Raw genomic sequence first — 25,057 nt, forward strand, 5'->3', positions numbered from 1 at the left:
ATTTTTAACGGATAGTAATCATTCCCTTTTCCTATGATTTGTCGAATTTTCGATTTCTATTCATCTTCATAAATGATTAAAACAAGCTAATAGGAACATAAGCGCAGGCGCCTTGTTCACCCTAGGGCAATTAAGTCAAACATCTATGTGGTGCTCTTTACCTCATAGATGTTTGACTCGGGTAGGCGCTGTAGCTGGACGTGGAACATGAAATAGTCAGTTATACACAGGACACTAAATCTATAATTTCTTGCTATTAAACAAAAAACACTTACCACATCCACTAGGAATTTGGTAAGTGTTTTTTCGTGCATCACACCTAATTAAACTTGTAATGATAATCCATTAAATAAAAAATAAGGATAACTGCCTAAAACCTCTACAGAACAACCCAATGACTCTAGTTCAGCAATCGCATTTGGTATAAGTACATCGTCCATTTTCTGCTCGATATCAATTAGAAAAAAATAGTTGCCTAAACCAGTTTTCATTGGTCTAGACTCTATTTTGGATAGATTGACCTTTCTCCATGCAAATGCAGATAAAACTTGATGCAAAGCACCAGGATGGTCAGAAGGTAAGGTAATCATTAAAGTTGTTTTATATCCTTTCACTTCTAACTTTTTTGAAAACAACTCTGAAGCATATTTATGTAGTACAACAAATCTCGTATGATTATTTGTGAAGTCATGGATATCTTTTTTAACGATTGAAAGACCATATTCTTCTGCAGCTAAATGATTGGCAATTGCTCCCACTTTTAACTCTGGGTGTTCACTTACATATTTAGCGGCAGCACCTGTTGATGATACTGACTCTGTCCTTACTTGTTTCATGTCCTCATGAAGAAAATGGTGACATTGCGCAATAGCATGCGGATGGGAATGGATAACCTCAATATTTTTCCAATCCTTAACATGTGATGGATGTACCATTAAATGTTGGCGAATTGGCACAATAACTTCACTAATTATTTTCAAAGGTTTTTTTTCAATCAAATAATCAAGTGTTAAGTTAACGGTTCCTTCAATTGCATTTTCTAATGGGAGAACGGCATATTTAATTTCTTCTTGTTCAACTGCATCCATACACTCCGGGATTGTTGTGTACCCCTTTTTTTCATCACCATTAAAAATTGCATCTACAGCAATCTTTGTAAATGTTCCTTTAGGTCCAAGATAACCAATTTTATATGCCATTCCATTTTCCCCCTGTTTAAGCACCAGAACTTAATATTTCTACTTTATCTATAAAATCTAACATTTTTAACTGCTGAATAAGCGTCTCAATATCTAATGACATACCTACTGTATTTAATGAAATGGTTACATTGGCTTTTCCATGTAATGGAATTGTTTGGTGGATTGTTAAAATATTCCCACCTGCATTAGCCACAGTAGTTAGTAAGTCAGATAGTGTTCCTGTTCGATCTTCGAGATGAAAGAAAAGCGTGATAATTTTTTCCTTAACCATAGCTTGAAATGGGAACACAGCATCTCGATATTTATAAAAAGCACTTCTAGATAAATCCACTTGCTTTACAGCATCAAAAACAGATTCAGCTTTGCCTCTCTCGATCAACTCTTTGGCTTCGATTGTTTTACGCATCGATTCTGGAAGAAAATCATTTCTGATTAGATAAAACTTTTCCTCTTTATTAGCCATCTCTCATTCCCCTTTTAGATCGCCGTCCTTACCAACTGGTTCTCTATTCCACAAACTCAAATTCATATTCAAGTAAACGAACCGTATCTCCATTTTGAGCACCTTTTTCTCTTAATGCTTCATCAACACCCATTCCTCGCATTTGTCTTGAGAAACGGCGTATAGATTCATCTCTAGAAAAGTCAGTCATTTTAAATAACTTTTCAATTCTTGCACCTGATAATACATAAGCACCATCTGGATCACGTGTGAGAAAGAAGTCTTTCTGTTCTTCTTTATGGCGGTACATCACGCGCTCGTCTTTCTCTTCTAATGGTTTTGTATGTTTTGGTATCGTTGCTAATTTATCAGCAACGCTAAATAAAAGTTCTCTTAAGCCTTGTCGTGTAATGGTTGAGATTGGAAAGATTGGATTATCGTCATCCAATCTTTCCTTGAACGCTTCAAGATGCTCTTCGGCACCGGGAATATCCATTTTGTTTGCAACAATAATTTGTGGTCGATGACTAAGTGATTCATCATATTCTACAAGTTCTTTATTAATTGTTACGTAATCTTCATAAGGGTCGCGACCTTCCGTAGCAGCCATATCAATTACATGAACGATTACACGTGTCCGTTCCACATGTCTTAGAAATTGATGGCCTAATCCGATACCTTCATGGGCACCCTCAATTAATCCAGGTAAGTCTGCCAATACAAAACTACGCTGATCTTCGGTTTCAACCACACCAAGGTTTGGAGCAAGTGTTGTAAAATGATAATCAGCAATTTTTGGTCTAGCAGCACTTACGACAGATAAAAGCGTTGATTTTCCGACACTTGGAAAGCCTACCAATCCTACATCTGCTATTAATTTTAATTCAATTTGAATATCTTTTTCAATTCCAGGTTCTCCGTTTTCAGCAATCTCTGGAGCAGGATTTTTTGGCGTAGCAAAACGAATGTTACCACGACCTCCGCGGCCTCCACTAGCAATCACAGCTTCTTGACCATGTTCAATTAGGTCTGCAATCACTTCCCCTGTAGTATCATCCCTTACAGTAGTTCCAGGAGGCACAGATAATACAAGGGGTTCTGAGTTTTTCCCATGCTGACCTTTACTCATCCCGTTCTCTCCACGTTTTGCTTTAAAATGTCTTTGGTAACGGAAATCCATTAATGTGTTTAAGCCCTCGTCCACTTTAAAAACAACATCGCCTCCATTACCGCCATCGCCACCAGCTGGACCACCAAGTGGTACATATTTTTCTCGACGATATGCGACAAGTCCATTTCCTCCGTCTCCACCTTTTACAAAAACTTTAACCTGATCAACAAACATAAGTAAAACACCTCTTCAGCTGCATATCCACGTAAGCTTACATTCATGTCTATCGTTAGATAATTGCTTTATTTTTAAATGATATAATTTATTTTTTTCTAAAAATCCTCTTTTTAAACGGTCTATTTCATCAAATACTCCGGAAAAATAAACTTCAACTTCAGCATTGTCTTGATTATTTAGTTGACGAATAGTAATTGTACCATGATATAACTCTAAATTCATTCCAAAGGTTGTAAAAGTTTCCATTACTTCATTAAATTGTTTATGTAATAACTGATCATCTATCAAAAGATTACTATTATCTGTATCGATTTTATATTCTATTCTAAAATTTTCAAAACTCCAGTTAAAGCTAATCAACCAAATTGCTGTTTTGGGTATATTTAAATTCACTAGTTTTCTTTCATTGTCTGCATTTCTTACACATTCTTTTAGCTTATCTTCAACTCTTTCTATCTTCCTCATAGAAGTGTAACCCATAAGTAGTTGAATTTGGTTCATCCAATCGTGACGATAATGCCGCAATAGTTCAATTGTTTCTTCATCTGTCATCATGATTTCCCCCTAAGGCATTAACAAAATTATAGCAAAGAAAAGAGAAATAGAAAAATACCAAATAATCTACCATTCTTTATTTGACTATCTCTATAAAATAATGCATCGGTTTATTTAATCTGAGTTCAGTGTATCATCTATACTATATGGATGTCTGTAGTTGAATACAACACTATCGTATAGATTTATTAGAAAAAAAGACTCTAACCTGTTGGCTAGAGTCTTCTTGAGTATAATTATGCTTCTTGAGCTACTGGATACACGCTCACTTTTTTGCGATTGCGTCCGTAACGTTCGAATTTAACGACACCGTCAGCTTTAGCAAATAGTGTATCGTCTCCACCACGGCCAACATTTTCACCTGGGTAAATTTTTGTACCGCGTTGACGGTAAAGAATTGATCCACCAGTTACAAATTGTCCATCCGCGCGTTTAGAACCTAAACGCTTTGATTCTGAATCACGGCCGTTTCTTGTACTACCTTGACCTTTTTTACTAGCGAAAAACTGCAAATCTAGACGTAGCATTGGTTTGCACCTCCTTATTTTTCAGAGATGGATATATATTGACCATAGTCACGTTCGATGGTTTCTAGAGATACTAGCATCCCTTCTAATAGCCATTCAGCCTTAGAACGTATAGAAGCATCCAGTTTCCTTGGAAGTTCTACTCGTAAATAACCACCTTCGCCACCTTGGTCAATGATAGGTTCAATCTCACAAAGCTTAATCACTGCATTAACAGCTCCAAAAGAAACTGCTGATACGCCGGCACAAACTAAATCATGACCGACCGGGCCACTCTCTGCATGACCACTCAGTTCAAAAGCATAAACACTTTTATTATTGCGATAGACAATCACCTTAATCATCTATACTAAATCCTTACGCATTGATTTTTTCAATTGTAAGTTTTGTATATGGCTGACGGTGACCTTGTTTACGATGGTAGTTTTTCTTTGCTTTAAACTTCATGACAGTAATCTTTTTCTGACGACCTTGTTTTTCAACTTTAGCCGTTACAGTTGCACCGTCAACGTAAGGAGCTCCGACTTTAAAGTCATCACCACTAACTACAAGCACTTTATCTAGTGTAATAGAATCACCTGTTTCAGCTTCTAGTTTTTCAACATAGATAGCTTGACCTTCTTCTACTTTCACTTGCTTACCACCAGTTTCAATAATAGCGTACATACTCTTGCACCTCCTCTTAAGACTAAGACTCGCCATACAGGTGCCAAAAAGCTTTAGCTTAATAACCTGTTCTGCGCGGTTGTAGCAACGGGTGCTACGATGAATAACGTATTGATGTTATCATATATTATAAAGATTTGTCAATGGTATCCATAGAAACAGATTCTAAATATTCTTCAATTAATTGTTTACTTCCCAACAATTTCACTTGATACGAACTGACTTCATTCGTTTTATTAAAATAGATATTCGGCGATATAAAAGTTTTTATCTTTTCAAAATTAATTTCACTTTTAAAAATATCGTATAGGATAGGATTAATTTCAATTAACAGTGCTTCTGCTTTACTATCTTGATAACTGACCAAGTCGTGTTCTAACAAATAAGCATAGCTATTAACAGACAGTTGCGGTTGTTTACTTGTTTTTTCCAAAAGGAATTCATAAACTGGTTGTGATTCTCGTTTTCGAGTCATTTCTAACAGACCTAATTTTGTGAATCCATAAACGTCACTAAGAATTGGGTCATCCTTTAATTCTTTTTTTAACTCAGCTAAAACTTGATCTCTATCTTTTTGTAACTTCATTCCAATAAAATCAATGATAATGATTCCTGAAATGTTTCTTAGTCTTAATTGATGTGCCACTGCACGTGCAGCGTAACAATTGGCTGTTACAATCGTTTGGCTCTTATCTACTTTTCCGGTAAAGGCTTTTGTATTAACATCAATTACTGTTAATGCTTCTGTTTGATCCACCTGTAATTCAACTCCACCAGTTGCCTGTACAGAAGGATTAATGACTTCCTCCATTATTTGCCCAACACTTTTAGGCAAAAGGTTTTCAATATTTTTATGCCAAGTCACACAATCTGTGTATTCTGGAAACCTTTTCCTCACGTTATTAGCTGCTTGTACATCATCAATAAATATCGAGTGTATAGACTTTGGATCAAACCTTCCAATAAATCTATCTAGTAATGGATCATCCAAATAAACGCATGAAGGTATTGATTGCTTTTTTGATCGTTGATTGATATCTTCCCACCGGCGTCTAAGACTAAGAAATTCAGCTTCTATTTCATGATTAGTCTTATTTTTGGCAGATGTGCGAATAATCGCCCCCTCTTCACCAACCGTCATATTTTTAACTTGATGGCGCAAGTTTTCACGGTCTTTTTCAAAAAGTTTTCGTGATGACGCTATATAATTACCAAATGGTAAATAAACGATATCTTTTCCAGCTATTGTGATATTTGCTGTCAACCTTGCTCCTTTATCTCCATAGGCATCTTTTTGAATTTGAACGATAATTCGTTGTCCTTCCGTTATGAGTGATTCAATCCCAACATTTTTATTTGCATGTGATTGTGGTAATTCTTTTTTTTGTAAGAATCCATGTTTTTCTTGACCAATATCAATAAAAGCTGCTTGTAATCCTTTTTCAACCTTAGCGACTTTTGCCACAAATATATTGCCTACTTGATTTTTTGTAGACGGTCGATCAATGACAAGCTCTTTTACAATATGGTCCTCTATCGCTAAACCAATACGTTCAGTCGTAATGGTCTTTATGTAAATGGATAACATAAATTTTCCTCATTTCTATTCACGGATACCAGTTATTTCTCCTGCAGTAGCTTTGTAATGCTTCCATTTGAAATAGATATCGAGACACTCATGCTCCTTTATTAAGAAAGGCTGATCGAGATTTGATTTCCTCACATAAATCAAATGGTTAGAATTACGTCTGAACAAAGAAAAAATCCTCATAAGAGACATATCAGGATTAACTACAATTGGCCTAACTTTTTTCATATCCGGTTTTTCTACGTGTCTTTTCAGCAAAAAGCGTATAAATGTGTAGTATCTTTGCTTCCATTCTAGTCTATTTTCCCAAATTATAAAACCGATAAGAAGAATTGCACTTAATGTGAATGGAAAATATGTCAAAAAGAGAAAGATACTAACAATAGAAAACAGAATAGAACAAATAATCATCAAAGAATGTGCTTTACGGTAAGGGAATAAACAAGAAAAAAATAAAAGCATTAATTTGCCCCCATCTAATGGCCAGATTGGTAATAAATTAAATAGTAATATCGTTGAATTAAATTGTAATCCTAATGTTATAACAGAGGCAGGTAAAAGACTGTATTCCGAGCAAATGAACAGTATTCCATATATCCATACATGTTGCAATGGCCCTGCTAAAGTAATCAATAATTCTTGTTTCAGTGGCTTAGTAGCATGTTCATCTGTTTCCATCACACCGCCAAACACCCATAAATTAATTCTTCTTATTCTCCATTTATAGTAGTGTGCTAACGAATAATGACCTAGTTCGTGAACAAGTACAATAAAGAAAATAACAGTTAATTCCATAAACGTACCAGTAAACAACGAAACTAATATAAAAAACCAAAGAATTGGATGTATATACACTGGTGGTAACACGTTAAGGACGTTCGTCAACTTGCATCACCTTTATTGGATCAAGATATTGGTTATCTTTTTCGATTGCGAAATAAACAGATTTAGCTTCCGTTTCTGAAGGTTTGAATTCTCCAATCACCTCATTACTCGATACTGCTTTATATTGATGCACTTTTATAGAAGTTAAATTCCCATAAATAGATGTACTTTTATCTGGATGTTGAATAATTACCGTTTTATTCGTCTCGGAATCATTACCAGCAAAAATAACTATTCCACTGTTCATTGATAGTACATTCTGGTCCTGATCTGCCGTAATCATAATACCTTGTCCATTTACTTGAAATGTCTGACTTAATGTTCCATTAACCGGCAATGCTGGAGAGATTGCATCCCCCTGATCATTTTGCTTAGGAGTAAGTGCTACTGGATAACCAAACTTCTCTTGGTACCATTGATTGACAGTAGCAAATGGGAACTCTTCAGTTAAGGCACTACTTGTCCAACTTTTAGGTGTGTCTAACCAACTTCCTTCTACTCGTAAAAAGATGGCCACTCCAAAAAATAAAATAGCAGCTAGAATACTCTTTATAACAAAAGAGGAAACAAAGGTATCCTTGATGTTTTTATTTGATCCCACCTGCTCTGACACTGGCAAATAGCCGTGTTTTTCTTCCTCTTGAGGAAAAGAAAGCGAAGAGAATTTGCGAGGTGTAGCAGCGTTTTGGGGTACGCTTGTCTTTTCTCTCTTTCTTTTTGCGATACTTTTGCGTACTTGACTAACATCTCTTTTCATAACACAACACATTCCTTCACATGGTATTTTTATCAATTAGTAAGACAAGTATTTGATAAGTTCTTGATGAGGTAAAAAAATAAACCAAGTTTTCTAATACAAGTCTATGAAGGAAAAGAATGAGTTATGCGATATACAAAACAAAAAATAGCAGTTTAATAGGAAAAACCCTCTAAATTAACATTTAGAGGGTTTACTCGTTGTACTAGGTACGCATACCAAAAAACTTTTTCACCTTAGAAAAAACGCCTTGTTGATCTTCCAATGACATTAAAGGTACGGATTCACCTAGAATTCTTCTTGCTATATTTCGGTAGGAAATAGATGCTCTTGTGTTTGGTTGAAAAGCTACTGGCTCCCCATGATTAGACGCTTTAATAACTTCATCATCATCCGCCACAATTCCAAGCAATTCAATCGATAATACTTGTACTATTTCATCCACATCAAGCATATCACCTTGTTTAACCATATGATTTCGGATTCTATTAACAATCAAATGTGGTGGCTCTACATCCTCTTTCTCCAGCAAACCTATAATTCTATCAGCATCACGAACACTAGATTTTTCCGGAGTTGTCACAACAATAGCTTTATCTGCAGCTACCACTGCATTTTTAAAACCTTGCTCAATTCCAGCAGGACAGTCAATTAGTATGTAGTCATATTCTTGCTTTAATTCAGCAATTATCTCTTTCATACCTTCAGGATTTAATTCTGACTTATCACTTGTCTGTGCAGCTGGCAAAAGATATAAGCACTCAAATCTTTTATCCATAATCAATGCTTGTTTTAATTTACATCTTTTCTTTATAACATCCACAATATCATAAATAATTCGATTCTCTAGACCCATAACAACATCTAAATTTCTTAGCCCAATATCTGTGTCAATTAAACAAACCTTCTTTTCTAGCAATGCCAAAGCTGTACCTAAATTAGCTGTAGTCGTAGTCTTTCCAACTCCACCCTTACCCGAAGTTATTACTATTGCCTCACCCATTTAAAATTCTCCTTTCAAACCCGTTTAAATCCGGTCGTTTTTGCGAAAGAACTTGAAGACGATCAATTATGATTTTAGATTTTTCTTTATCAATTAAACCACATTCCATATAAACACCTTCTGATTCATAATCTGGTGATCGACTAATATAATCTGCTATTCTTAATTGACTAGGTTCCATATAGGATGCTGCAATAACAGCATCTGTATTTCCGTTAGCACCAGCATGTGCTACACCTCTAAGACTTCCAAGAACAAAAATATTTCCACTTGCTACGATTTTTCCACCCGGGTTCACATCGCCAATCAATAACAAATCGCCAACTATTTCAACCACTTGTCCTGAACGAACGATTTTCGTTATCGCCTTAATCTCACTATCATCTCGCCACTGAAGTGCTTGTTTTTTGGTAATAACATTTGAATCAATGGATTGTACGACAAGTTTATTCTTTCTCCGGATAACTTCACGTAATGCTTCTTCTTGTTCTTTATGTAAGTAACGATTACCAAGTTGAATAGTAACCGTTATCATAGGCTCATCCTTATCAGTGTATTTTGTAGAAAGCACTTGGTCTAATTCCTTAAGAACTTCACTAAATGAACACGAATCATCTATATATAATGTAAGACCCTCTCGAGTACCTTTGATCGTTATCATTTGCTTGTTGACTATCACGATAGGTTCACCCCAAAAAAATTATTTAACTCTACCCATAGGTTTTTTCGTGCTTCATTTCTTACTTACATAGATTATTTAATTACATTTTTTTGCTATCAAAGCGCTCCTGTGACCAATTTAACAGTCTTGTTTTAATAATTGGATAAAGAAGAATAAAGAAAACACTGTTAGCAATTAAAGTTGGTATTAAACGTATCATCATATAATCGTTCCATAATAACTCATTAATGCCTATAAAGAAATATATAATATATATTCCTATATCTGCCAAAGCTATTGCTATTATGCTCAACAAAAGAGCTACAAAAAAATTTGCATGCAATACTTTTCTAATCCCATGAATAATATAGATTACTAGCGCATAAACAAACATATAAACGCCGAGAACATCAGTATAAGTAATATCTATCATTAGTCCAAAAAGGATTGCATATAATAAAGAGTAATACGTATTTTCCAAATCATAAAAAAGGGTAATCATGACAAGAAACAGTAATAACCAGTGAGGTATCATAAGCAATTCTTTTGCCATTAGACTTTGTGGTACAAAGTCTAATGCAACTCCTTCAAATACAACCATAAGTAATAGCAAGAGAGGAAGATAGAATCGTTGCATTATTCTTCCTCCTCAACTGATTCTTCAGGTTGCTCTGCTAATCGCTCTACAACAATAACATGACTTAAATCATAGAAATCAGCAGAAGGAGTTACATGTGCAATTTTTGTTAGACCATACCTATCAGGTTTTACTTCTTCTATTGTACCTATTTCTAAGCCTTTTGGAAATACCCCACCTAAACCAGAAGAAAATACAACCTCTTCTTTTGCCAGCTCGATATTATATTCATCCAGTTCCAAAAGAAGCGATTCAGATTCCTCATCGTAACCAATAATAAAACCAGAAGCGTCTTTTTCCCTATCTTCTACGTTAACATTTACAGAAATCCGATTGGATTGGTCAAATCCATTTAATAACATTACAGAAGAGGTGAACTGTGATGTGGTGTATATTTTGCCTATCATACCTTCACCTGTTATCACTGCCATGTTTTTCTCTAACCCATCTTGCTCACCTTTATTAATGGTAACCATCTTAAACCATTGCTCCTTACTTCGAGCAATGACGGTGGCTTGAATTGCATTAAAGTCACGCAAGGACTCTGATTCAGTTTTATCTAACGTACTTCTAAGTGTCTCATTATCAGCTCTTAAATCATTTACTTCCTCTAATAACCGGTTGTATTGATTTAAACGAGTCTTCAGCAGTTGATTTTCTTCATATACATTTTTAATTTCCTTTATATTTTTAGCGATGGTAGTCGTATATTCAACCGGAACATGAACAATCCCTTGCATCCAACCTACTGAATCTTGAATAAACTCTTCTACAATGGTCTTGTCATCTCTCTCACTAAGAGAAAATCCAATTAATCCAACCAGAAGAATAAATCCAATCAAGATGAAAAATAGACGTTTTTTACGAAAAAATAGCATTTATAACACCCACTTAATCCATTAGAGAGCGTGAAGATACATTTGGATTAGATTTAAAGTGTTGAATATACTCCAGAGACTTACCAGTACCAATTGCAACACTGTCTAAAGGTTCTTCAGCAACAAAAACTGGCATCTTTGTTTCATCGCTTATAATTTGATCAAGTCCCTTTAGGAGTGCGCCCCCTCCAGATAATACTATTCCTCTATCCATAATATCTGCTGCAAGTTCAGGAGGTGATTTTTCTAATGTATTTTTCACTGCATCAATAATTGATGTAACCGTATCTTTCAATGATAATGCAATTTCTTCGGCTGAAATTGTAATTGTCTTTGGAAGTCCTGTTAGCAAGTCTCTTCCTCGGATATCCATTTCATCATTTTCAAAAAGCATACCTGCAGAACCTATATCCATTTTAATGGATTCTGCCGATCTTTCGCCAATCATAAGGTTATACTTTTTCCTTACATATTGTGTAATTGATTCATCCATGTCGTCACCAGCAACGCGAATGGACTGGCTTGTCACGATTCCGCCTAAAGAAATAATTGCAACTTCCGTCGTACCACCACCAATATCAACAATCATGCTACCAGTTGGTTCCCATACAGGTAACCCTGCTCCAATAGCTGCTGCAAATGGCTCGGCAATTGGGAAAGCATCTTTAGCTCCAGCTTGTTTCGTTGCATCAATTACAGCGCGTTCTTCAACCATTGTAATACCAGAAGGAACACACACCATAACATTCGGTTTTCTTGCAAAAGAGGAACGATTCTTTTGTGCTTGCTTTATATAGTACTTCATCATAACCGCTGTCGTATCATAATCAGCAATTACTCCGTCTTTCATAGGTCTAATTACTGAAATATTACCAGGAGTACGACCTATCATATTTCTTGCTGAACTTCCAACTGCTTCAATTTCTCCTGTTGTTCTATTTTTCGCTACTACAGATGGCTCCCGAACAACAATCCCTTTTCCATTAACATATACAAGCGTATTCGCTGTACCTAAATCTATACCTAAATCTTGTGATAAACTAAATCTCACCAAAATTAATCTCCCTTTCCAGTAAAGAACTGTTCCTATATTATATTTTAATATTGCACAGGTATATGTACGTTTTACTAATAAATTCTAATCATAACATACAATTAATCCCATGCATGTTGTCATACAAAATGGAATCATGTAATGAGAATAAGCGCCATTACAAGTTTCTTTCTTGTAAAATGGCGCCGATTAAAACAATCGTTAATTATAATTATACGAAAAAAAAGTAAAAATAGATAGTATTATAAGTATCCTTTTTCTTTCAAAGATACAAATTTATGATCTCCAATAACTAAATGATCGAGCAACTCAATCCCAATCATTTTACCACATTCTGATAATCGTTTGGTTACATGGATATCTTCTTGTGATGGGGAGGGGTCTCCTGAGGGATGATTGTGTGCACAAATAATAGAGGCTGCAGAACGTTTTACTGCTTCTCGGAACACTTCACGAGGGTGTACGATAGAGGCATTCAAACTTCCTATAAAGATGGTTTGGCGATGAAGCACTTGGTTTTTCGTGTTAAGAAAAAGAACGACAAAATGTTCTTGTTTTAAGACTCTCATTTCTTCCATTACATAATCAGCACCATCTTCAGGACTTCTAATAACATATTTTTCTTGAGGTTTATATTTTTGCATTCGTTTTCCTAGTTCAATCGCCGCTAATATTAAAACACCTTTTACGGATCCAATCCCCTTTATAGCTGTCAATTCCTCAATGGTTGATTCTCTAAGTAAATTCAACCCTTCAAAGTGCATCAATACTCGTTCAGCTAACGTTTGAACGGATTCCTCACGTGTACCTGTTCCTAGAAGAATAGCTAATAATTCTTGATTAGACACGTGCGTAGCACCTAACTCAAGTAGTCGTTCTCTTGGACGATCTTCTTTAGGAACATCCTTCATTGTCATGTTTGTCTTTGTCATATGTAGACCTCCTCGGTAGGGGATTTTTCAATCCATTAATTCAGGATATACATCAAATTCTCTAAGTCTTTGTACTACTTTTGAAACTGGTAACCCGACTACATTATAATAATCGCCAATTATTTCTTTAACTAAAAATGCACCTCTTGATTGAATACCATAACCACCAGCTTTATCAAAAGAATCACCAGAATTGACATAATCCTTTAATTCCTTTTCGGTTACTTCAAGAAATTGTACCGTAGTACAACGTGAAAAAACGATCTCTTTAACAGATGAACGGATCATTACACCTGTATAAACTTCGTGTTTTTTTCCATTTAACATGTTCAACATATTATAGGCTTCATTCCAGTTTTCTGGCTTTGTTAATATATTTCCATCCATACTGACAACCGTATCAGCACTTAATATTACCCGATTTTCGGACACTTCTATTGCTAGTCCTTTCTGATTTGCAAGCAGTTCCACAAATCTAACGGGATTTTGCTCCGTTAACAACGTTTCATCTACATTTGGTTCTATTACTGTGAATGGGATTCCTACTTGCTTTAATAGTTCACTCCGTCTAGGAGAACCTGAGGCTAAGATTAATTGGTTCAATTGTATCTACCTTTCCTAAATAGTTTACTTATCATTTCATAATTCAACAAATAGAGATAATTTAATTTCTCACTATTACGCTTTATAGAAAATAAAGGCTGTTATTAACCTTATCCAAGATTTCCGGTCTTTTAACGATAGAAAAAAGAATAAGTAGGTTGTTTTTCCTACTTATTCTTTACTTAATTCACTATATAGCTTCCACATATTTAATAAATGTATTTGTTTTTGATTAGAACTTTCATCATTCTTTATCGCTTCGACAAATGAATTAGCTTCCGTTTGAAGCGCTTTTACTTTTTCAGAACTGTCCTTTGGATAATTAGCTAACCAATCGGTCCAATTAGAAGCAGAAAGGTTTTCTAAAGATAAGGAATTATTCCATAGCTCCGGAAAGGTTTTTAACCATTCTATCTCACTTTCTAGTAATTGAGTCTCTTGACCACTAGATATCCATTGCCTATCATACGATTCTACACCAACACTATCCATATCAGCAACTATTTTTTCAATTACTGCTTGTGAATTACTTATTCCTACAAATAATCGGAATTCACCATCTTTTTCCCATATCATTGAAAGATAACCACTATCACGAATACCTTGTTGCCATTCCTCTGCCTTTTCTATCGTTGAAAAAGCACCTGCTTGGATAACACTTGCTTCTAAATCTGCCATTTTATACGTAACGTTACCAGAAGCATCAGATGCTTTTCCCTGTTCAGTGGTAGCTTGTCCATCATCATCTACAACAACAGATGATGATGCATCTGTTTGTTCACCACCATTTTCAAGACCTACAAACATCCTTAACATAATAAACCCTAATGTAAGCCCTACTAAAATGGCTGACCCAGCTGAAATGATAAAGATTTTAACTATAGGAGGGATTTTTTTTCCCTTTTTTTTATAATTATTTGAATTATACCAATCATCTTCTATCGTATGGTTTTTCTCATACTCTTTTAAATCATTCGGGTTAAAATTATTATCCAATGAAGCTGCTTGTTCATTAAATGTAATCGGCCAGGGGTCTTTATTCGAATGTTTATCGCTTTGAATAGTTGTCTCTTTGCCGTTCATTTTTACTGAGATGGTTTTTCGATTATCCACTTAATTCCCTCGCTTCTAGTAGAGTTTGTTTTACTCTATCACACTAAAACTGAAAAGTAAGACGAGTTTTGTCAATAGCAACATACAAGTTTTCAACATAGTTTTTATCTAGAAAGGATGCCAAACTAAAATGTGACATAATCTAGTTTTTTAAGAGAAAAGAAGATAGAAAAAGACACCCTTATTGTGGAAAAGGTGTCTTTTTATCAGCAGATGGTTGATGTTCAAATGTTGGTGCTTCTGGCTCCAATTCTTCTAAATTCGGACTATAAAATGCAGTGAATCCTACAGAGAAACCGAAATCATCTCCTGCATCCGAACCAAATTGAATCGAATTAATTTCTACTATTCTTTCCATACTTCTTAATTCTTGTAGAAATGTGTACATTTGTGAATAATTATCACTATTTACTTGTAATTCATAATTAATTGTTTCTATTCCCGCTATACCCTGAGTACCCTGATCATTAGCATTACCACCTGTATCTTGTTCCGTTGTTAATGGTTCATAACTTATCGAGTATTGATTGATTGTGCTATTCGATATATCTTGTATGTTCTTTAGTAAAAGTAATAATTGATCTGTCTGCTTCCCTACGGAAACCTTTTGTTGCAAACTAGTCGAAGTTTCTAGTTGCTCACTATCATCGACTTTTTTCTTTGCATTCGCTATGATATGCTCTTGAAACTCAATTTCTTCTTTCACCAATTGCACATCATTTTTAATAGGTTGTACAAAAAAAATATGACCAAATAGATAGCTTGCGGCACCCAAAACAATTACTAAAATCAGCAGCATTTGTTGAAGACGCGTCCACTTAATCATCATTGTCTGATGCCTCCTCTGTCAACGATTGCTCATTTAATGCAACATATAAAGAAGCAATATACCCGGAGTCCGTTTGATTAATCGTGGAGACATCAACTACTTCGACAAAGTTTTGCATCTCTAGGATATTTGTATAAGCTGCAACTTGTTCCACTGATTCAACACGAATATCTAGATAGAGACCATCTTGGATTGTAAACGTATAATTTTCAAAATACGCTTTCTCAGGTAATAAAATAATCATTTTATCTAATATAGAAAGGGTTGGAAATATACTTAATTCAACCTCATTAACTTGCTCTTTTAATGTTTGTCTTTGGTTTTGTATGCCTTCTATATTTTCCAAATTCCTTTGTTCTTCCAAATTAGCATTTAACTGATCTTTATAAGAACTTAACTGCTCTTCTTGATAAGATACTTGCCATTGTAAACCTACTACCGTTATGCCTAATAACAAAACCAACAAAACAACCAATATATAAGGAACAATATTTTTTTTACTTCTTTCAAGGAAATTAATTTCTACCATTTGTTTATTCCCCTCACCCGTTTAGCTAACTACAAATAATTTATTTTGCTCACACTTATTTATTTTTTGATAGCTAAACCTAATACATCGACATATTTAGACGGAAAATCTATTTTACCACTTAACTGTTTTTCCATTGTTTCTACTGGAAGATTATAACGCTCTTCAATTTCCTTTTTAATCAAAGGTAGATTTGGAAAATCTCCTGACAATAACATTTTTGTTATTTGATGATTCCCATCCATCACAGAATATTGATAAAAGTCCATAAATCGTTCAATTGTTACTAACTGTTCATTCCTTACCTGCTCAAGTTCATCTGCTTCTCCAACCCAATATATATCACTCTCATCCTCACTCCATCTCCAATCACTCTTATTAAGAGAGGATTTAATGTACCTGGTGAAAATTGGTTTGTTAAAGTTAAAAGCTGTTAATACATTGGCATCTTTTCCCCACTGGATAGACAACAGATGTTCATTTTGACTAGATAAATCCAAATGAGAGTATAATCTATAAATCGATAAAGCAGATAAATCTGCCACAACAGGTTTCATACCAACCTTATCAAATAGTTGAACAAAATCTGCCATTCGGTCTTTTGGATAAGCGAAAAGTAGTATTTTGGACTGATTATTTTCTTCACCGACAATTACAAAATCAATTACTGGATTGGAAAAAGGAAGTCGAATGCTTTCTTCTAACTCCATATTTATATAGCTTCTCATCTCTTCTTTTGTTAATTCTTTTGGAACAAGCTGTTCTCTAATCGTTACAAATGAATCCGGCACACAAAACGCTAATCGTTTGCCTTTCCACTTATTTTCCTTCACTAACGTTTCCAATACTTTCAAAAACGCTTCTCGGTTTATTAACTTTCCATCTTCAATAATATCTGCATCTAAAAAAACTTCTCCATAATCGACAATACCCTCCACAGAAGGTTGCTTGGAAACCATATACCGTAAAACGCGATCTTTAATAATTAGATTGACTTGTTTATTTAATCCATTCATCATTGCTGCCACCTACTTAAAAAAAGGTTGTAATATACCATTTAATCATTTCATCTCCAAAAAAGAATGCAGTTATCGTACCAAAAACAATAAAAGGACCAAATGGAATCGGCTTTTTCCGCTCAACAACCTTGAATCCTTGTAAAAGTCCACCTACGATAGATCCATAAAGTGTTGAAAAAAAGAAAGCTAAAAGAACACCTTTATATCCTAACACCATCCCTAAAACGGCAAATAACTTCATGTCTCCTCCACCCATGCCACCGTTACTAACAATAATAATGATAGCAAGTAACACAAAACCGATAAGGGCACCCGCAATCGGTGACCACCATGGTTCAAGGGGGGAAAGAACCCGTAAAATAATGAAAAACGGGACAAAAAATATCAAAATGCGATTTGGTATTAGCATATACGATAAATCAGTAACTATAATAATAACTAATAAAGAAATAAGTAATAGTGAAGTGATAAGTTCTAATTGAAAACCAAAAACATAGTAACTATAGGCAAATAACACACCTGTTAAGAGCTCAACTAGTGGATAAATAATTGAGATTTTTTGTTTGCAATTACGACACTTACCAAATTGTATGAGGTATGAAACCACTGGTATAAGTTCATACCAAGACAAGGTATGACGACATTGAGGACAGTAAGAGCGCTGTGATTGAAACATTTTCTTTTCCGGAACCCGTAAACCAACAACATTATAAAAAGATCCGAAAACCGTACCGATAATAAAAAAATAGACCAGGTAGAAAATTTGCATATGTTTTCTCCTATATTTTCCTTATATTATGTAGAGAGACCCCTCGGGGAGGGATCTCTGAAATATATATTTACTTTAGTTATTACTACCAGTACCTGTTGTAGTATCTTTAGAGTAATCATATGTTACTTTACCTTCAGTATCTACTGTTATACTTACAGTACCTTTTAAAGCAGTAGCACGTTCGTCATTTAACTCAAGAAAACCGTTACTTATTAATTCACTCACTGTGTAATCTGCATCTCCAGTACTTCCACTTTCTACATAAGCCAATCGTGCAGCATCAATAATCAATTCTGTTTCTGCTTCATCCGCCCCAGATTGTGCTTTATTAATAATTCCACCAATACTAGGAATGGCAATAGCCACAATAATCCCCAAAATAACAATAACTGCTAGTAACTCAACTAATGTAAAACCTTTCTCACTTTTAAATCTTTTTAAAACTTTTTTCAACATAACTCTTCACCCCTATTTTTTTATTAAAAAAAGACTCACAACACAAAGAATTTCTCATGAAGTCAGTCGGTTGCACTACTTGCTCCTGATTATCCAAGTGCCCAAATATAGATAATCATTCATAGCATTCTGTTCTATCGTTGTTCTTTCATTTATGTTTTCCTATACCTATTATACTATAAAGGAAAACTCTGTCCACATCTTTTTTACTAGTTTCTAGATGTTTTCAAAGATAGAAAACATTGGTATGACAATCGCTAAAACAATGGCACCTACCACCGTAGCTAAGAATACAATCATGACTGGTTCGATCAAAGATTTCATTTTATCAGAAGCTTCATCTAACTCTTGTTCATAGAAATCTGCTACTTTCTTAAGCATCGAATCTAATGAGCCTGTCCGTTCTCCTACTGCAATCATTTGCGTAACAAGTTTCGGAAATACCCAATGACCTTTCATAGGTGATGCCAAGGATTCCCCTTGTTCTAATGCATCATGACTTTCTTTTAAAATACCTTTAATCACTCTATTCTTAATCACGCGTTCGGTTATTTCAACTGCTTGTAAAATTGGTACCGAACTATTAAGTAACGAACTTAACGTTTGTGTCAGTCTTGCTAGTAATGACTTTTGAATAAACATACCAAATATAGGAATTCTTAATTTTATCGTATCAAACATAAAAGCAAATCTCGGTTTGTTTTCTAAATATTTAAAAATGATGACTAATAGGAGAACAATTAATAAAAGCATCCACCAAAAAGATTGGACAAATCCACTTATACTTAGAATAAATGCTGTGTACATTGGTATTTCTTGTCCAAATGAAATGAACATATCAGTAAAGATTGGCACGATAAAAGCTAATAAGAAAATCGTTATAAAAACAGAAATAACTCCTACAACAATAGGATAAGTTAATGCCGTAATAATCTTTTGTTTTAATTGATATTGTTTTTCATAATAGCCTGCCATACTATCTAATATATCATCAAGGTTACCACTTATTTCTCCTGCATTAATCATACTTACAAGTAACTCCGGAAAAAGTTTTGGGTATTTATGAAAGGCTTCAGATAAAGATACACCTTCTTCTAAATCATCTTGAATGTTTGCCAAAGCTTTTTTTAAGTATTTGTTGGTCGTTTGTTCTTCTAGAATACTCGTTGCCTCAACTAACGAGATACCAGCATCAATTAGTGTAGCAAATTGTCTTAAGAAAATAACAAAATCTCGATTACTAATGACACGACCAATCGTAATATCTTTATATAATACAGCATTCAATGGCTCCATTTTAAAAACAGTAATACCATCTGATTTTAATTTTGCGATCGCTTCTTTTTTTGTTTCAGCATTAATTTTTCCTTTTTTTGCTTTTCCTAATGTTGTTCTACCTTTATAACTAAAATAAGGCACTCGTTATCACCCTCTCCCCTTTAAATATGGTAGAGCGTGTTCTTCCAATATCGAACCTTGCCTTACTAATCGTTTAATGTCCATTGTCATCGTGTGCATACCTTGTTCTTTAGCTGTTTGCATCGTATTTGGAATTTGGTGCATCTTTTCATTACGTATTAAGTTCTTAATCGCTGGTGTATTAATTAATATCTCCGTCGCAGCTGCTCTTCCTTGTTTATTAGTTGTCTGAAATAAACGTTGAGAAACAATCGCTTCTAATACATTCGCTAATTGAATTCGAATTTGTCCTTTTTGATGGGCTGGAAACACATCAATAATCCGGTCCATTGTTGAAGATGCATCCGTCGTGTGCAACGTGCCTAGTACTAAATGACCTGTTTCCGCTGCAGTAATTGCAGTTGAAATCGTTTCTAGATCTCTCATTTCACCGACTAGAATTACGTCCGGATCTTGTCTTAAACATGCCCGTAATCCATTTTGAAAGTTCATTGTGTCAAAGCCGACTTCTCTTTGGTCAATAATACATTTTTGGTGGGAATGTAAATATTCAATTGGATCTTCTAGGGTTATAATATGTTTGTTCATCGTCTTGTTCATATAGTCTATCATTGCTGCAAGTGTTGTACTTTTTCCACTTCCAGTCGGACCAGTAACAAGTACGAGACCTTGCGTACTTTCTGCAATGCTTTTTAACACATTAGGTAGATCTAATTGTTCTAGACTCGGAATTATTGTTGGAACTATTCGAATCGCTAATGAAATACAACCCCTTTGGTAATAAACATTAATACGAAACCTTGAAATACCTGCAATACCATGGGATAAATCTACTTCCCTTTTTTCATTTAGATGTTCCCATACACTGTCTGTTAAGATACTTTTAGCCATAGCTTCCGTATCAGTAGGGAGTAAATCATCATCCCCAAATTTAATTAATTCTCCATGAATTCGAAAAACAGGAGGTGTACCTACTGTTAAGTGAATATCAGAAGCATGCTTTTCGTAAGCTGCTCTTAACAAAGCTTCTAATTTGTCCAAGTTGTATTCCTCCTATTCTTCTGAAGCAACTCGTAATACTTCTTCCATTGTTGTAAAACCTTGCTTAACCTTTATAAGTCCATCATCGATTAAAAATCTCATTCCATTTTCACGGATGTAATTTTTTATTTCGGTAACCGATTGATCATTCATCATCATATGTCGAATAGAATCATTGATAATTAATAGTTCATGAATAGCCATTCTGCCTTTATAGCCAGTATCCTTGCAGCTATTACAACCTACACCCTCGTAAGTTTGTTCGATTGTTATGCCACGTTTCTCAAATAGTTTCTTCTCCATAACAGTTGCCTCACGACTACGTTTACAGTCTTTGCATATTTTTTTAACAAGACGTTGAGCCATAATCCCTGATAATGAGGATACAACTAAATAAGGTTCAACCTCCATATCAAATAACCGAGGAATAGCAGCAACCGCACTATTTGTGTGTAGTGTACTAAACACTAAATGACCGGTTAGAGCTGAACGCACAGCAATTTCTGCAGTTTCTTTATCTCTAATTTCCCCAACCATGATTATATTCGGGTCTTGTCTTAATATAGAGCGTAATCCAGTCGCAAAAGTTAACCCGACTGCATTATTTACCTGGACTTGGTTAATGCCGTCTAATTGATATTCCACAGGGTCTTCAACGGTAATGATATTTACATCTTCATGATTTAGTTTATTGATCGATGCATAGAGCGTTGAAGTTTTTCCAGAACCAGTAGGACCTGTCAATAAGATTAATCCAGATGGTTGCTCAATTAACTTTTCATATTTACTTAACGTTGCTTCACCGAAATCCAAATCGGATAAGCGCTTAAAGATATTACTCAAATCAAGAATACGGATAACCACTTTTTCTCCAAAAACAGTTGGCAAGGTAGATATACGTAAATCAATTGGTTTTTCATCAACCGCCAACCTTATTCTACCGTCCTGAGGTAAGCGTGTTTCAGTAATATTTAAGTTGGAAAGAATTTTAGTTCTGGCTATTAAAGCATTTTGCAGGCGTTTCGGAATTGTTCTATCTGTACGTAATACACCATCCACTCGATACCTAATGGTAAGATTCTCTTCGCTTGGGTCAATATGAATATCACTTGCTTTAAGGTGAACACCAGTTTGCAAAATTTGGTCCATAATCCTTATCGCTGGTGCATCATCATACATTTCATCTTCTTCAGTCACATTCGATTCATTGGCATCATAATATTTGTTTATAGCTTGTAAAATATCATCTTTTGTAGCGATTACTGGTTTCACTTCAAAACCAGTTGAGAGTTCCAAATCATCAATAGAAAAATAATCCATTGGGTCATTCATTGCAACAGTGATTTTGGCTTCTCGTTGAGATAATGGAATGAGCAATTGTCTTCTAGCCACTTCTTTTGGCACTAACTGCATCAAGTTTTTATCAACTGGATATCGGTATAAGGAAACACTAGGAATACTTAAATGTACTTCTAGAACTTCTAATAACTGCTGTTCCGTAATATAACCCTGTTCAAGGAGAGTATCTCCTAACTTTTGTCCATCCTTCTTTTGCTGAAGAGCAGCTACAATTTGTTCCTCTGTTAAAATGCCTGACTCTTTTAATAAATCTCCTAGTTTTTTTCTGTTTCTGACAGCCATGGAATTCCCCCTAATAAAAATTCAATTTGATTCCCTTGGTGGACTAGATTTCAGTAAATCATCAGCGGTATCGCCATTCGAAATGAAAGGTAAATGACTTATATCAACTTCTTGATATGTTATGTTTGTCCCACCCTCACCATAATAGGAATTAGTTATAACCGCTCCATTGACTTTAGCACCACCTAGTAACCGGAAATCAGCATTTGGTGCTACTATTAATGATCCCGTTCTTACACCACCATCAAATACAACGTTTGTACCAGCTGTGAATATATGACCCTGGAATCCACCTCCACCTGTAAAGTGAATGTTAGCATCTTCTGCATAGATAGAACCTTTAATTACTTGGCTATGACTGAGTGTCAATTGTTTTGGATTACTACTATCATTTGATCCTTTTAAAAATACGATTAGATTTTCTACTGAACCATTCTTGTTAATAGAACTTCCTGATCCGATGTTTATACTGTCACGAACATAAAGAGTTAAACTGCCTCCTCCTAGAATATTGATGTGACCATTACCTACATTTAAATGGTCTACGACAATTGCTTTATCTGATCCTCTGGTATCAATGTTAAGCGTATAATTACTACCCAGTATAATTTCATTAAATGCTGCATTTCTTGTTAGTTCCAACGTATAATTATTTGATAAATAATTATTAATTCTTAAACTCCCACCCTTGACCACGTAATATTTTTCATGCTCCGTTTTTACTATTTCCTCATCTGGCGGAATCGTATATGAAGGCAAATCCGGGAATGGTGGTAACGACAACGTAGATGGTGGCTTAGCTACAGTTTCTGGAATTTTATATTCTCGATCAGGTTTATACATATATTCAGGAGCTTTAATAGCAATTTCCGTTGCGTTATTAGGCACATATATATTTCCATCAGTTATATAAGCACTACCATCCAGTTCAACAGTATTGGCTTGATCAGAATTCGTTCCTACATTCCCGCTTATCGAAGAACTTCCAAACAATTTAATTGTTGTATTCGTATACACCCCTATATTCGATGGAAAGTTTAATCCGCCCTTACTTTGCCAATTCACAGTAAATGTTCGCTCTACTGTTCTAGATCGTTTACCAATTTCACCTTCCGAAATAATTTTATATGTCCTAGGATTTTCGTCATTTAAACGTTCAATACTTACATTTGCTTCTGGTGCGTCTCCAAAAACTGATTCAAAATCAGTTAAAGTTGAATCCCCTATCATATTTCTTTCTAAAGCATCATAAAAATCAGACTGAGATGAGTATTGGTCATAGTAACTAGCAATTAGCGTTTCTACTTGACTTAACCTATGTGTAGCACCTGCCTCTGCTATATAGTAAGTAGCTTCATAATCACGTTCAACCGCGGTTAGTCTCGTATTACCAACCGCAATCGCAAGGAGTCCTAACCCTAATACAGATAAAACAACAAGGACCATCATCACCAGTACTAATGTAAAACCTTGTTCATTATTTGTTTTTTTTGAAAGTCGTTTTATAATAAGCTTCATTTTTTCACCTACTCCCTGAGATAGATTACTGTAGACAAAGAAGCTGTATTTCCATGTGGATCACTTATGCTTTCAATTTTCATGTCTACGTAAGGATTATTACTCTCGTCGTTACTACTCTTATTAACATTAAATACTGCAATATTTGAAACCATTTCATTCCCATTAACTGTTATTTTATTGTTAGTAAGCGTATATGTTTTTTCATCAATTATTAATGTACTATTATCTGGACTAGTAATGAGAGCCGGATCGGTTGTTCGAATATCCTTCGTTATGGAAGCAATAGCTAACCGAACATTGGATTGGTTTTCAATATCCTGTGATTGGTTTACATATTGCTTTTGACCAAAAATATGGACTGAACTAATCAAGAGTATGACTACAGACATTAACGCAAGAGCTCCTAATAACTCAACTAGTGTAATACCTTTTTCATCTTTGATCACTGTAACTCACTCCTAATTACTCCAGTTTAATTTAGTCTCCATTTTCGATTCCAGTTTATTATCACGATAAACCTCAACGACTACATCTTTTAAATCCACAATATTAGAATCCTTCATTCTAACTTTTACACAAAAATCACCGTTTTTTTCTGTGAATATATAGCTTGTGTCTGCATCACATGATGATTGATCTTGTAATACGTTTATATTTTGTTCAGAAGTAGTACTTAAATTATATATCTCTTCCATCTGTGTTTGTGCGACATAGGTGGCGTCCATTATATCTTCAGAAATCGAGTTTGTTCGAGCTGATTGAATGAAAAGGGTTAGAAAGGTTACAACTATAATAGATAAAATCATGATTGAAGCTAAAATTTCTACGAGTGTCATTCCTTTGGATGAAAGTAATCTTTTAAGTTGTTTTTGCATGAATTTATCACCCTTTTTTCCTAATTGTGCCACTTAGTTATCAGTCTTTTTAACTATATATGTACCTATAGTATAAAAGTGTTTAAGTGTAATGTAAATTAAAT

29 protein-coding genes, 1 riboswitch and 1 other annotated feature are annotated in these 25,057 nt (G+C 34.8%); all 29 genes read right to left on the minus strand.

Annotated features, from left to right (window positions below):
* Window positions 1–323 precede the first annotated feature (323 nt).
* On the minus strand, window positions 324–1,199 hold the full coding sequence (gene pheA / locus QQS35_RS14525) for a prephenate dehydratase (RefSeq protein WP_285932939.1): 876 nt from the start codon (window positions 1,197–1,199) through the stop codon (window positions 324–326).
* Window positions 1,200–1,215: 16 nt separating this feature from the next.
* On the minus strand, window positions 1,216–1,665 hold the full coding sequence (locus QQS35_RS14530; RefSeq protein WP_285932940.1) for an ACT domain-containing protein: 450 nt from the start codon (window positions 1,663–1,665) through the stop codon (window positions 1,216–1,218).
* A 43-nt stretch (window positions 1,666–1,708) separates the two neighbouring features.
* Window positions 1,709–2,989, minus strand: coding sequence for a GTPase ObgE (obgE, locus tag QQS35_RS14535; RefSeq protein WP_285932941.1), 1,281 nt, complete (start codon window positions 2,987–2,989; stop codon window positions 1,709–1,711).
* A 15-nt stretch (window positions 2,990–3,004) separates the two neighbouring features.
* Window positions 3,005–3,544 (minus strand): Spo0B domain-containing protein, encoded by a 540-nt coding sequence (locus QQS35_RS14540; RefSeq protein WP_285932942.1) that lies wholly within the window; start codon window positions 3,542–3,544, stop codon window positions 3,005–3,007.
* 239 nt (window positions 3,545–3,783) lie between these two features.
* Window positions 3,784–4,074: a 50S ribosomal protein L27 gene (gene rpmA, locus QQS35_RS14545; protein WP_285932943.1), complete on the minus strand. Its 291-nt coding sequence runs from the start codon at window positions 4,072–4,074 to the stop codon at window positions 3,784–3,786.
* 14 nt (window positions 4,075–4,088) lie between these two features.
* Entirely contained in the window at window positions 4,089–4,418 is a 330-nt protein-coding gene (locus tag QQS35_RS14550; protein ID WP_285932944.1) for a ribosomal-processing cysteine protease Prp, read from the minus strand.
* 13 nt (window positions 4,419–4,431) lie between these two features.
* Window positions 4,432–4,740: a 50S ribosomal protein L21 gene (gene rplU, locus QQS35_RS14555; RefSeq protein ID WP_285932945.1), complete on the minus strand. Its 309-nt coding sequence runs from the start codon at window positions 4,738–4,740 to the stop codon at window positions 4,432–4,434.
* A 15-nt stretch (window positions 4,741–4,755) separates the two neighbouring features.
* Window positions 4,756–4,831, minus strand: a sequence feature (ribosomal protein L21 leader region).
* 36 nt (window positions 4,832–4,867) lie between these two features.
* Window positions 4,868–6,328, minus strand: a complete 1,461-nt coding sequence (locus QQS35_RS14560; protein WP_285932946.1) for a ribonuclease E/G — start codon at window positions 6,326–6,328, stop codon at window positions 4,868–4,870.
* 15 nt (window positions 6,329–6,343) lie between these two features.
* The gene (locus QQS35_RS14565; protein ID WP_285932947.1) at window positions 6,344–7,213 is read right to left on the minus strand and encodes a M50 family metallopeptidase; all 870 of its coding nucleotides are present in this window, start codon (window positions 7,211–7,213) and stop codon (window positions 6,344–6,346) included.
* Window positions 7,197–7,970: a M23 family metallopeptidase gene (locus QQS35_RS14570; protein ID WP_285932948.1), complete on the minus strand. Its 774-nt coding sequence runs from the start codon at window positions 7,968–7,970 to the stop codon at window positions 7,197–7,199. Before QQS35_RS14570 ends, QQS35_RS14565 begins: the two co-directional genes overlap by 17 nt.
* A gap of 205 nt (window positions 7,971–8,175) precedes the next feature.
* Window positions 8,176–8,973, minus strand: a complete 798-nt coding sequence (gene minD, locus QQS35_RS14575) for a septum site-determining protein MinD (protein ID WP_285932950.1) — start codon at window positions 8,971–8,973, stop codon at window positions 8,176–8,178.
* Entirely contained in the window at window positions 8,966–9,652 is a 687-nt protein-coding gene (gene minC, locus QQS35_RS14580) for a septum site-determining protein MinC (protein ID WP_285932951.1), read from the minus strand. The genes minD and minC overlap by 8 nt, the downstream gene beginning before the upstream one ends.
* 82 nt (window positions 9,653–9,734) lie before the next feature.
* On the minus strand, window positions 9,735–10,271 hold the full coding sequence (gene mreD, locus QQS35_RS14585) for a rod shape-determining protein MreD (RefSeq protein WP_285932952.1): 537 nt from the start codon (window positions 10,269–10,271) through the stop codon (window positions 9,735–9,737).
* Complete coding sequence (gene mreC / locus QQS35_RS14590; RefSeq protein ID WP_285932953.1) at window positions 10,271–11,149, minus strand: rod shape-determining protein MreC; 879 nt, start codon at window positions 11,147–11,149, stop codon at window positions 10,271–10,273. Before mreC ends, mreD begins: the two co-directional genes overlap by 1 nt.
* 13 nt (window positions 11,150–11,162) lie before the next feature.
* Window positions 11,163–12,203, minus strand: a complete 1,041-nt coding sequence (locus tag QQS35_RS14595) for a rod shape-determining protein (RefSeq protein ID WP_285932955.1) — start codon at window positions 12,201–12,203, stop codon at window positions 11,163–11,165.
* A 242-nt stretch (window positions 12,204–12,445) separates the two neighbouring features.
* Entirely contained in the window at window positions 12,446–13,135 is a 690-nt protein-coding gene (gene radC, locus QQS35_RS14600; protein WP_285932956.1) for a RadC family protein, read from the minus strand.
* Between the two features lie 27 nt (window positions 13,136–13,162).
* Window positions 13,163–13,738 carry a Maf family protein gene (locus tag QQS35_RS14605; RefSeq protein ID WP_285932957.1) on the minus strand — a complete coding sequence of 192 codons (576 nt, stop codon included), beginning with the start codon at window positions 13,736–13,738 and terminating at the stop codon, window positions 13,163–13,165.
* Window positions 13,739–13,909: 171 nt separating this feature from the next.
* A complete protein-coding gene (locus tag QQS35_RS14610) occupies window positions 13,910–14,851 on the minus strand; it encodes a hypothetical protein (RefSeq protein ID WP_285932958.1) in 942 nt (313 codons plus the stop codon).
* 181 nt (window positions 14,852–15,032) lie between these two features.
* A complete protein-coding gene (locus tag QQS35_RS14615) occupies window positions 15,033–15,680 on the minus strand; it encodes a hypothetical protein (protein ID WP_285932959.1) in 648 nt (215 codons plus the stop codon).
* Window positions 15,670–16,209: a hypothetical protein gene (locus tag QQS35_RS14620; protein ID WP_285932960.1), complete on the minus strand. Its 540-nt coding sequence runs from the start codon at window positions 16,207–16,209 to the stop codon at window positions 15,670–15,672. The genes QQS35_RS14615 and QQS35_RS14620 overlap by 11 nt, the downstream gene beginning before the upstream one ends.
* Window positions 16,210–16,268: 59 nt before the next feature.
* Window positions 16,269–17,225, minus strand: a complete 957-nt coding sequence (gene pilM, locus QQS35_RS14625; RefSeq protein ID WP_285932961.1) for a type IV pilus biogenesis protein PilM — start codon at window positions 17,223–17,225, stop codon at window positions 16,269–16,271.
* Between the two features lie 16 nt (window positions 17,226–17,241).
* On the minus strand, window positions 17,242–17,997 hold the full coding sequence (locus tag QQS35_RS14630) for a prepilin peptidase (protein WP_285932962.1): 756 nt from the start codon (window positions 17,995–17,997) through the stop codon (window positions 17,242–17,244).
* Between the two features lie 75 nt (window positions 17,998–18,072).
* Window positions 18,073–18,456: a competence type IV pilus major pilin ComGC gene (locus QQS35_RS14635; protein ID WP_285932963.1), complete on the minus strand. Its 384-nt coding sequence runs from the start codon at window positions 18,454–18,456 to the stop codon at window positions 18,073–18,075.
* A 55-nt stretch (window positions 18,457–18,511) separates the two neighbouring features.
* Window positions 18,512–18,596, minus strand: a riboswitch (cyclic di-GMP riboswitch).
* A 76-nt stretch (window positions 18,597–18,672) separates the two neighbouring features.
* On the minus strand, window positions 18,673–19,875 hold the full coding sequence (locus QQS35_RS14640) for a type II secretion system F family protein (RefSeq protein WP_285932964.1): 1,203 nt from the start codon (window positions 19,873–19,875) through the stop codon (window positions 18,673–18,675).
* 6 nt (window positions 19,876–19,881) lie between these two features.
* The gene (locus QQS35_RS14645) at window positions 19,882–20,916 is read right to left on the minus strand and encodes a type IV pilus twitching motility protein PilT (protein WP_285932965.1); all 1,035 of its coding nucleotides are present in this window, start codon (window positions 20,914–20,916) and stop codon (window positions 19,882–19,884) included.
* Window positions 20,917–20,928: 12 nt separating this feature from the next.
* Entirely contained in the window at window positions 20,929–22,557 is a 1,629-nt protein-coding gene (locus QQS35_RS14650; RefSeq protein WP_285932966.1) for a GspE/PulE family protein, read from the minus strand.
* 21 nt (window positions 22,558–22,578) lie between these two features.
* Window positions 22,579–24,075, minus strand: a complete 1,497-nt coding sequence (locus QQS35_RS14655) for a DUF7305 domain-containing protein (RefSeq protein ID WP_285932967.1) — start codon at window positions 24,073–24,075, stop codon at window positions 22,579–22,581.
* A gap of 8 nt (window positions 24,076–24,083) precedes the next feature.
* A complete protein-coding gene (locus QQS35_RS14660) occupies window positions 24,084–24,524 on the minus strand; it encodes a PilW family protein (RefSeq protein ID WP_285932968.1) in 441 nt (146 codons plus the stop codon).
* A gap of 12 nt (window positions 24,525–24,536) precedes the next feature.
* On the minus strand, window positions 24,537–24,953 hold the full coding sequence (locus tag QQS35_RS14665; protein WP_285932969.1) for a type IV pilus modification PilV family protein: 417 nt from the start codon (window positions 24,951–24,953) through the stop codon (window positions 24,537–24,539).
* Window positions 24,954–25,057: the final 104 nt, after the last annotated feature.

Origin of the sequence: Aquibacillus rhizosphaerae (assembly GCF_030282825.1) — a bacterium.
Classification (GTDB): Bacteria; Bacillota; Bacilli; order Bacillales; family Amphibacillaceae; genus Aquibacillus_C; species Aquibacillus_C rhizosphaerae.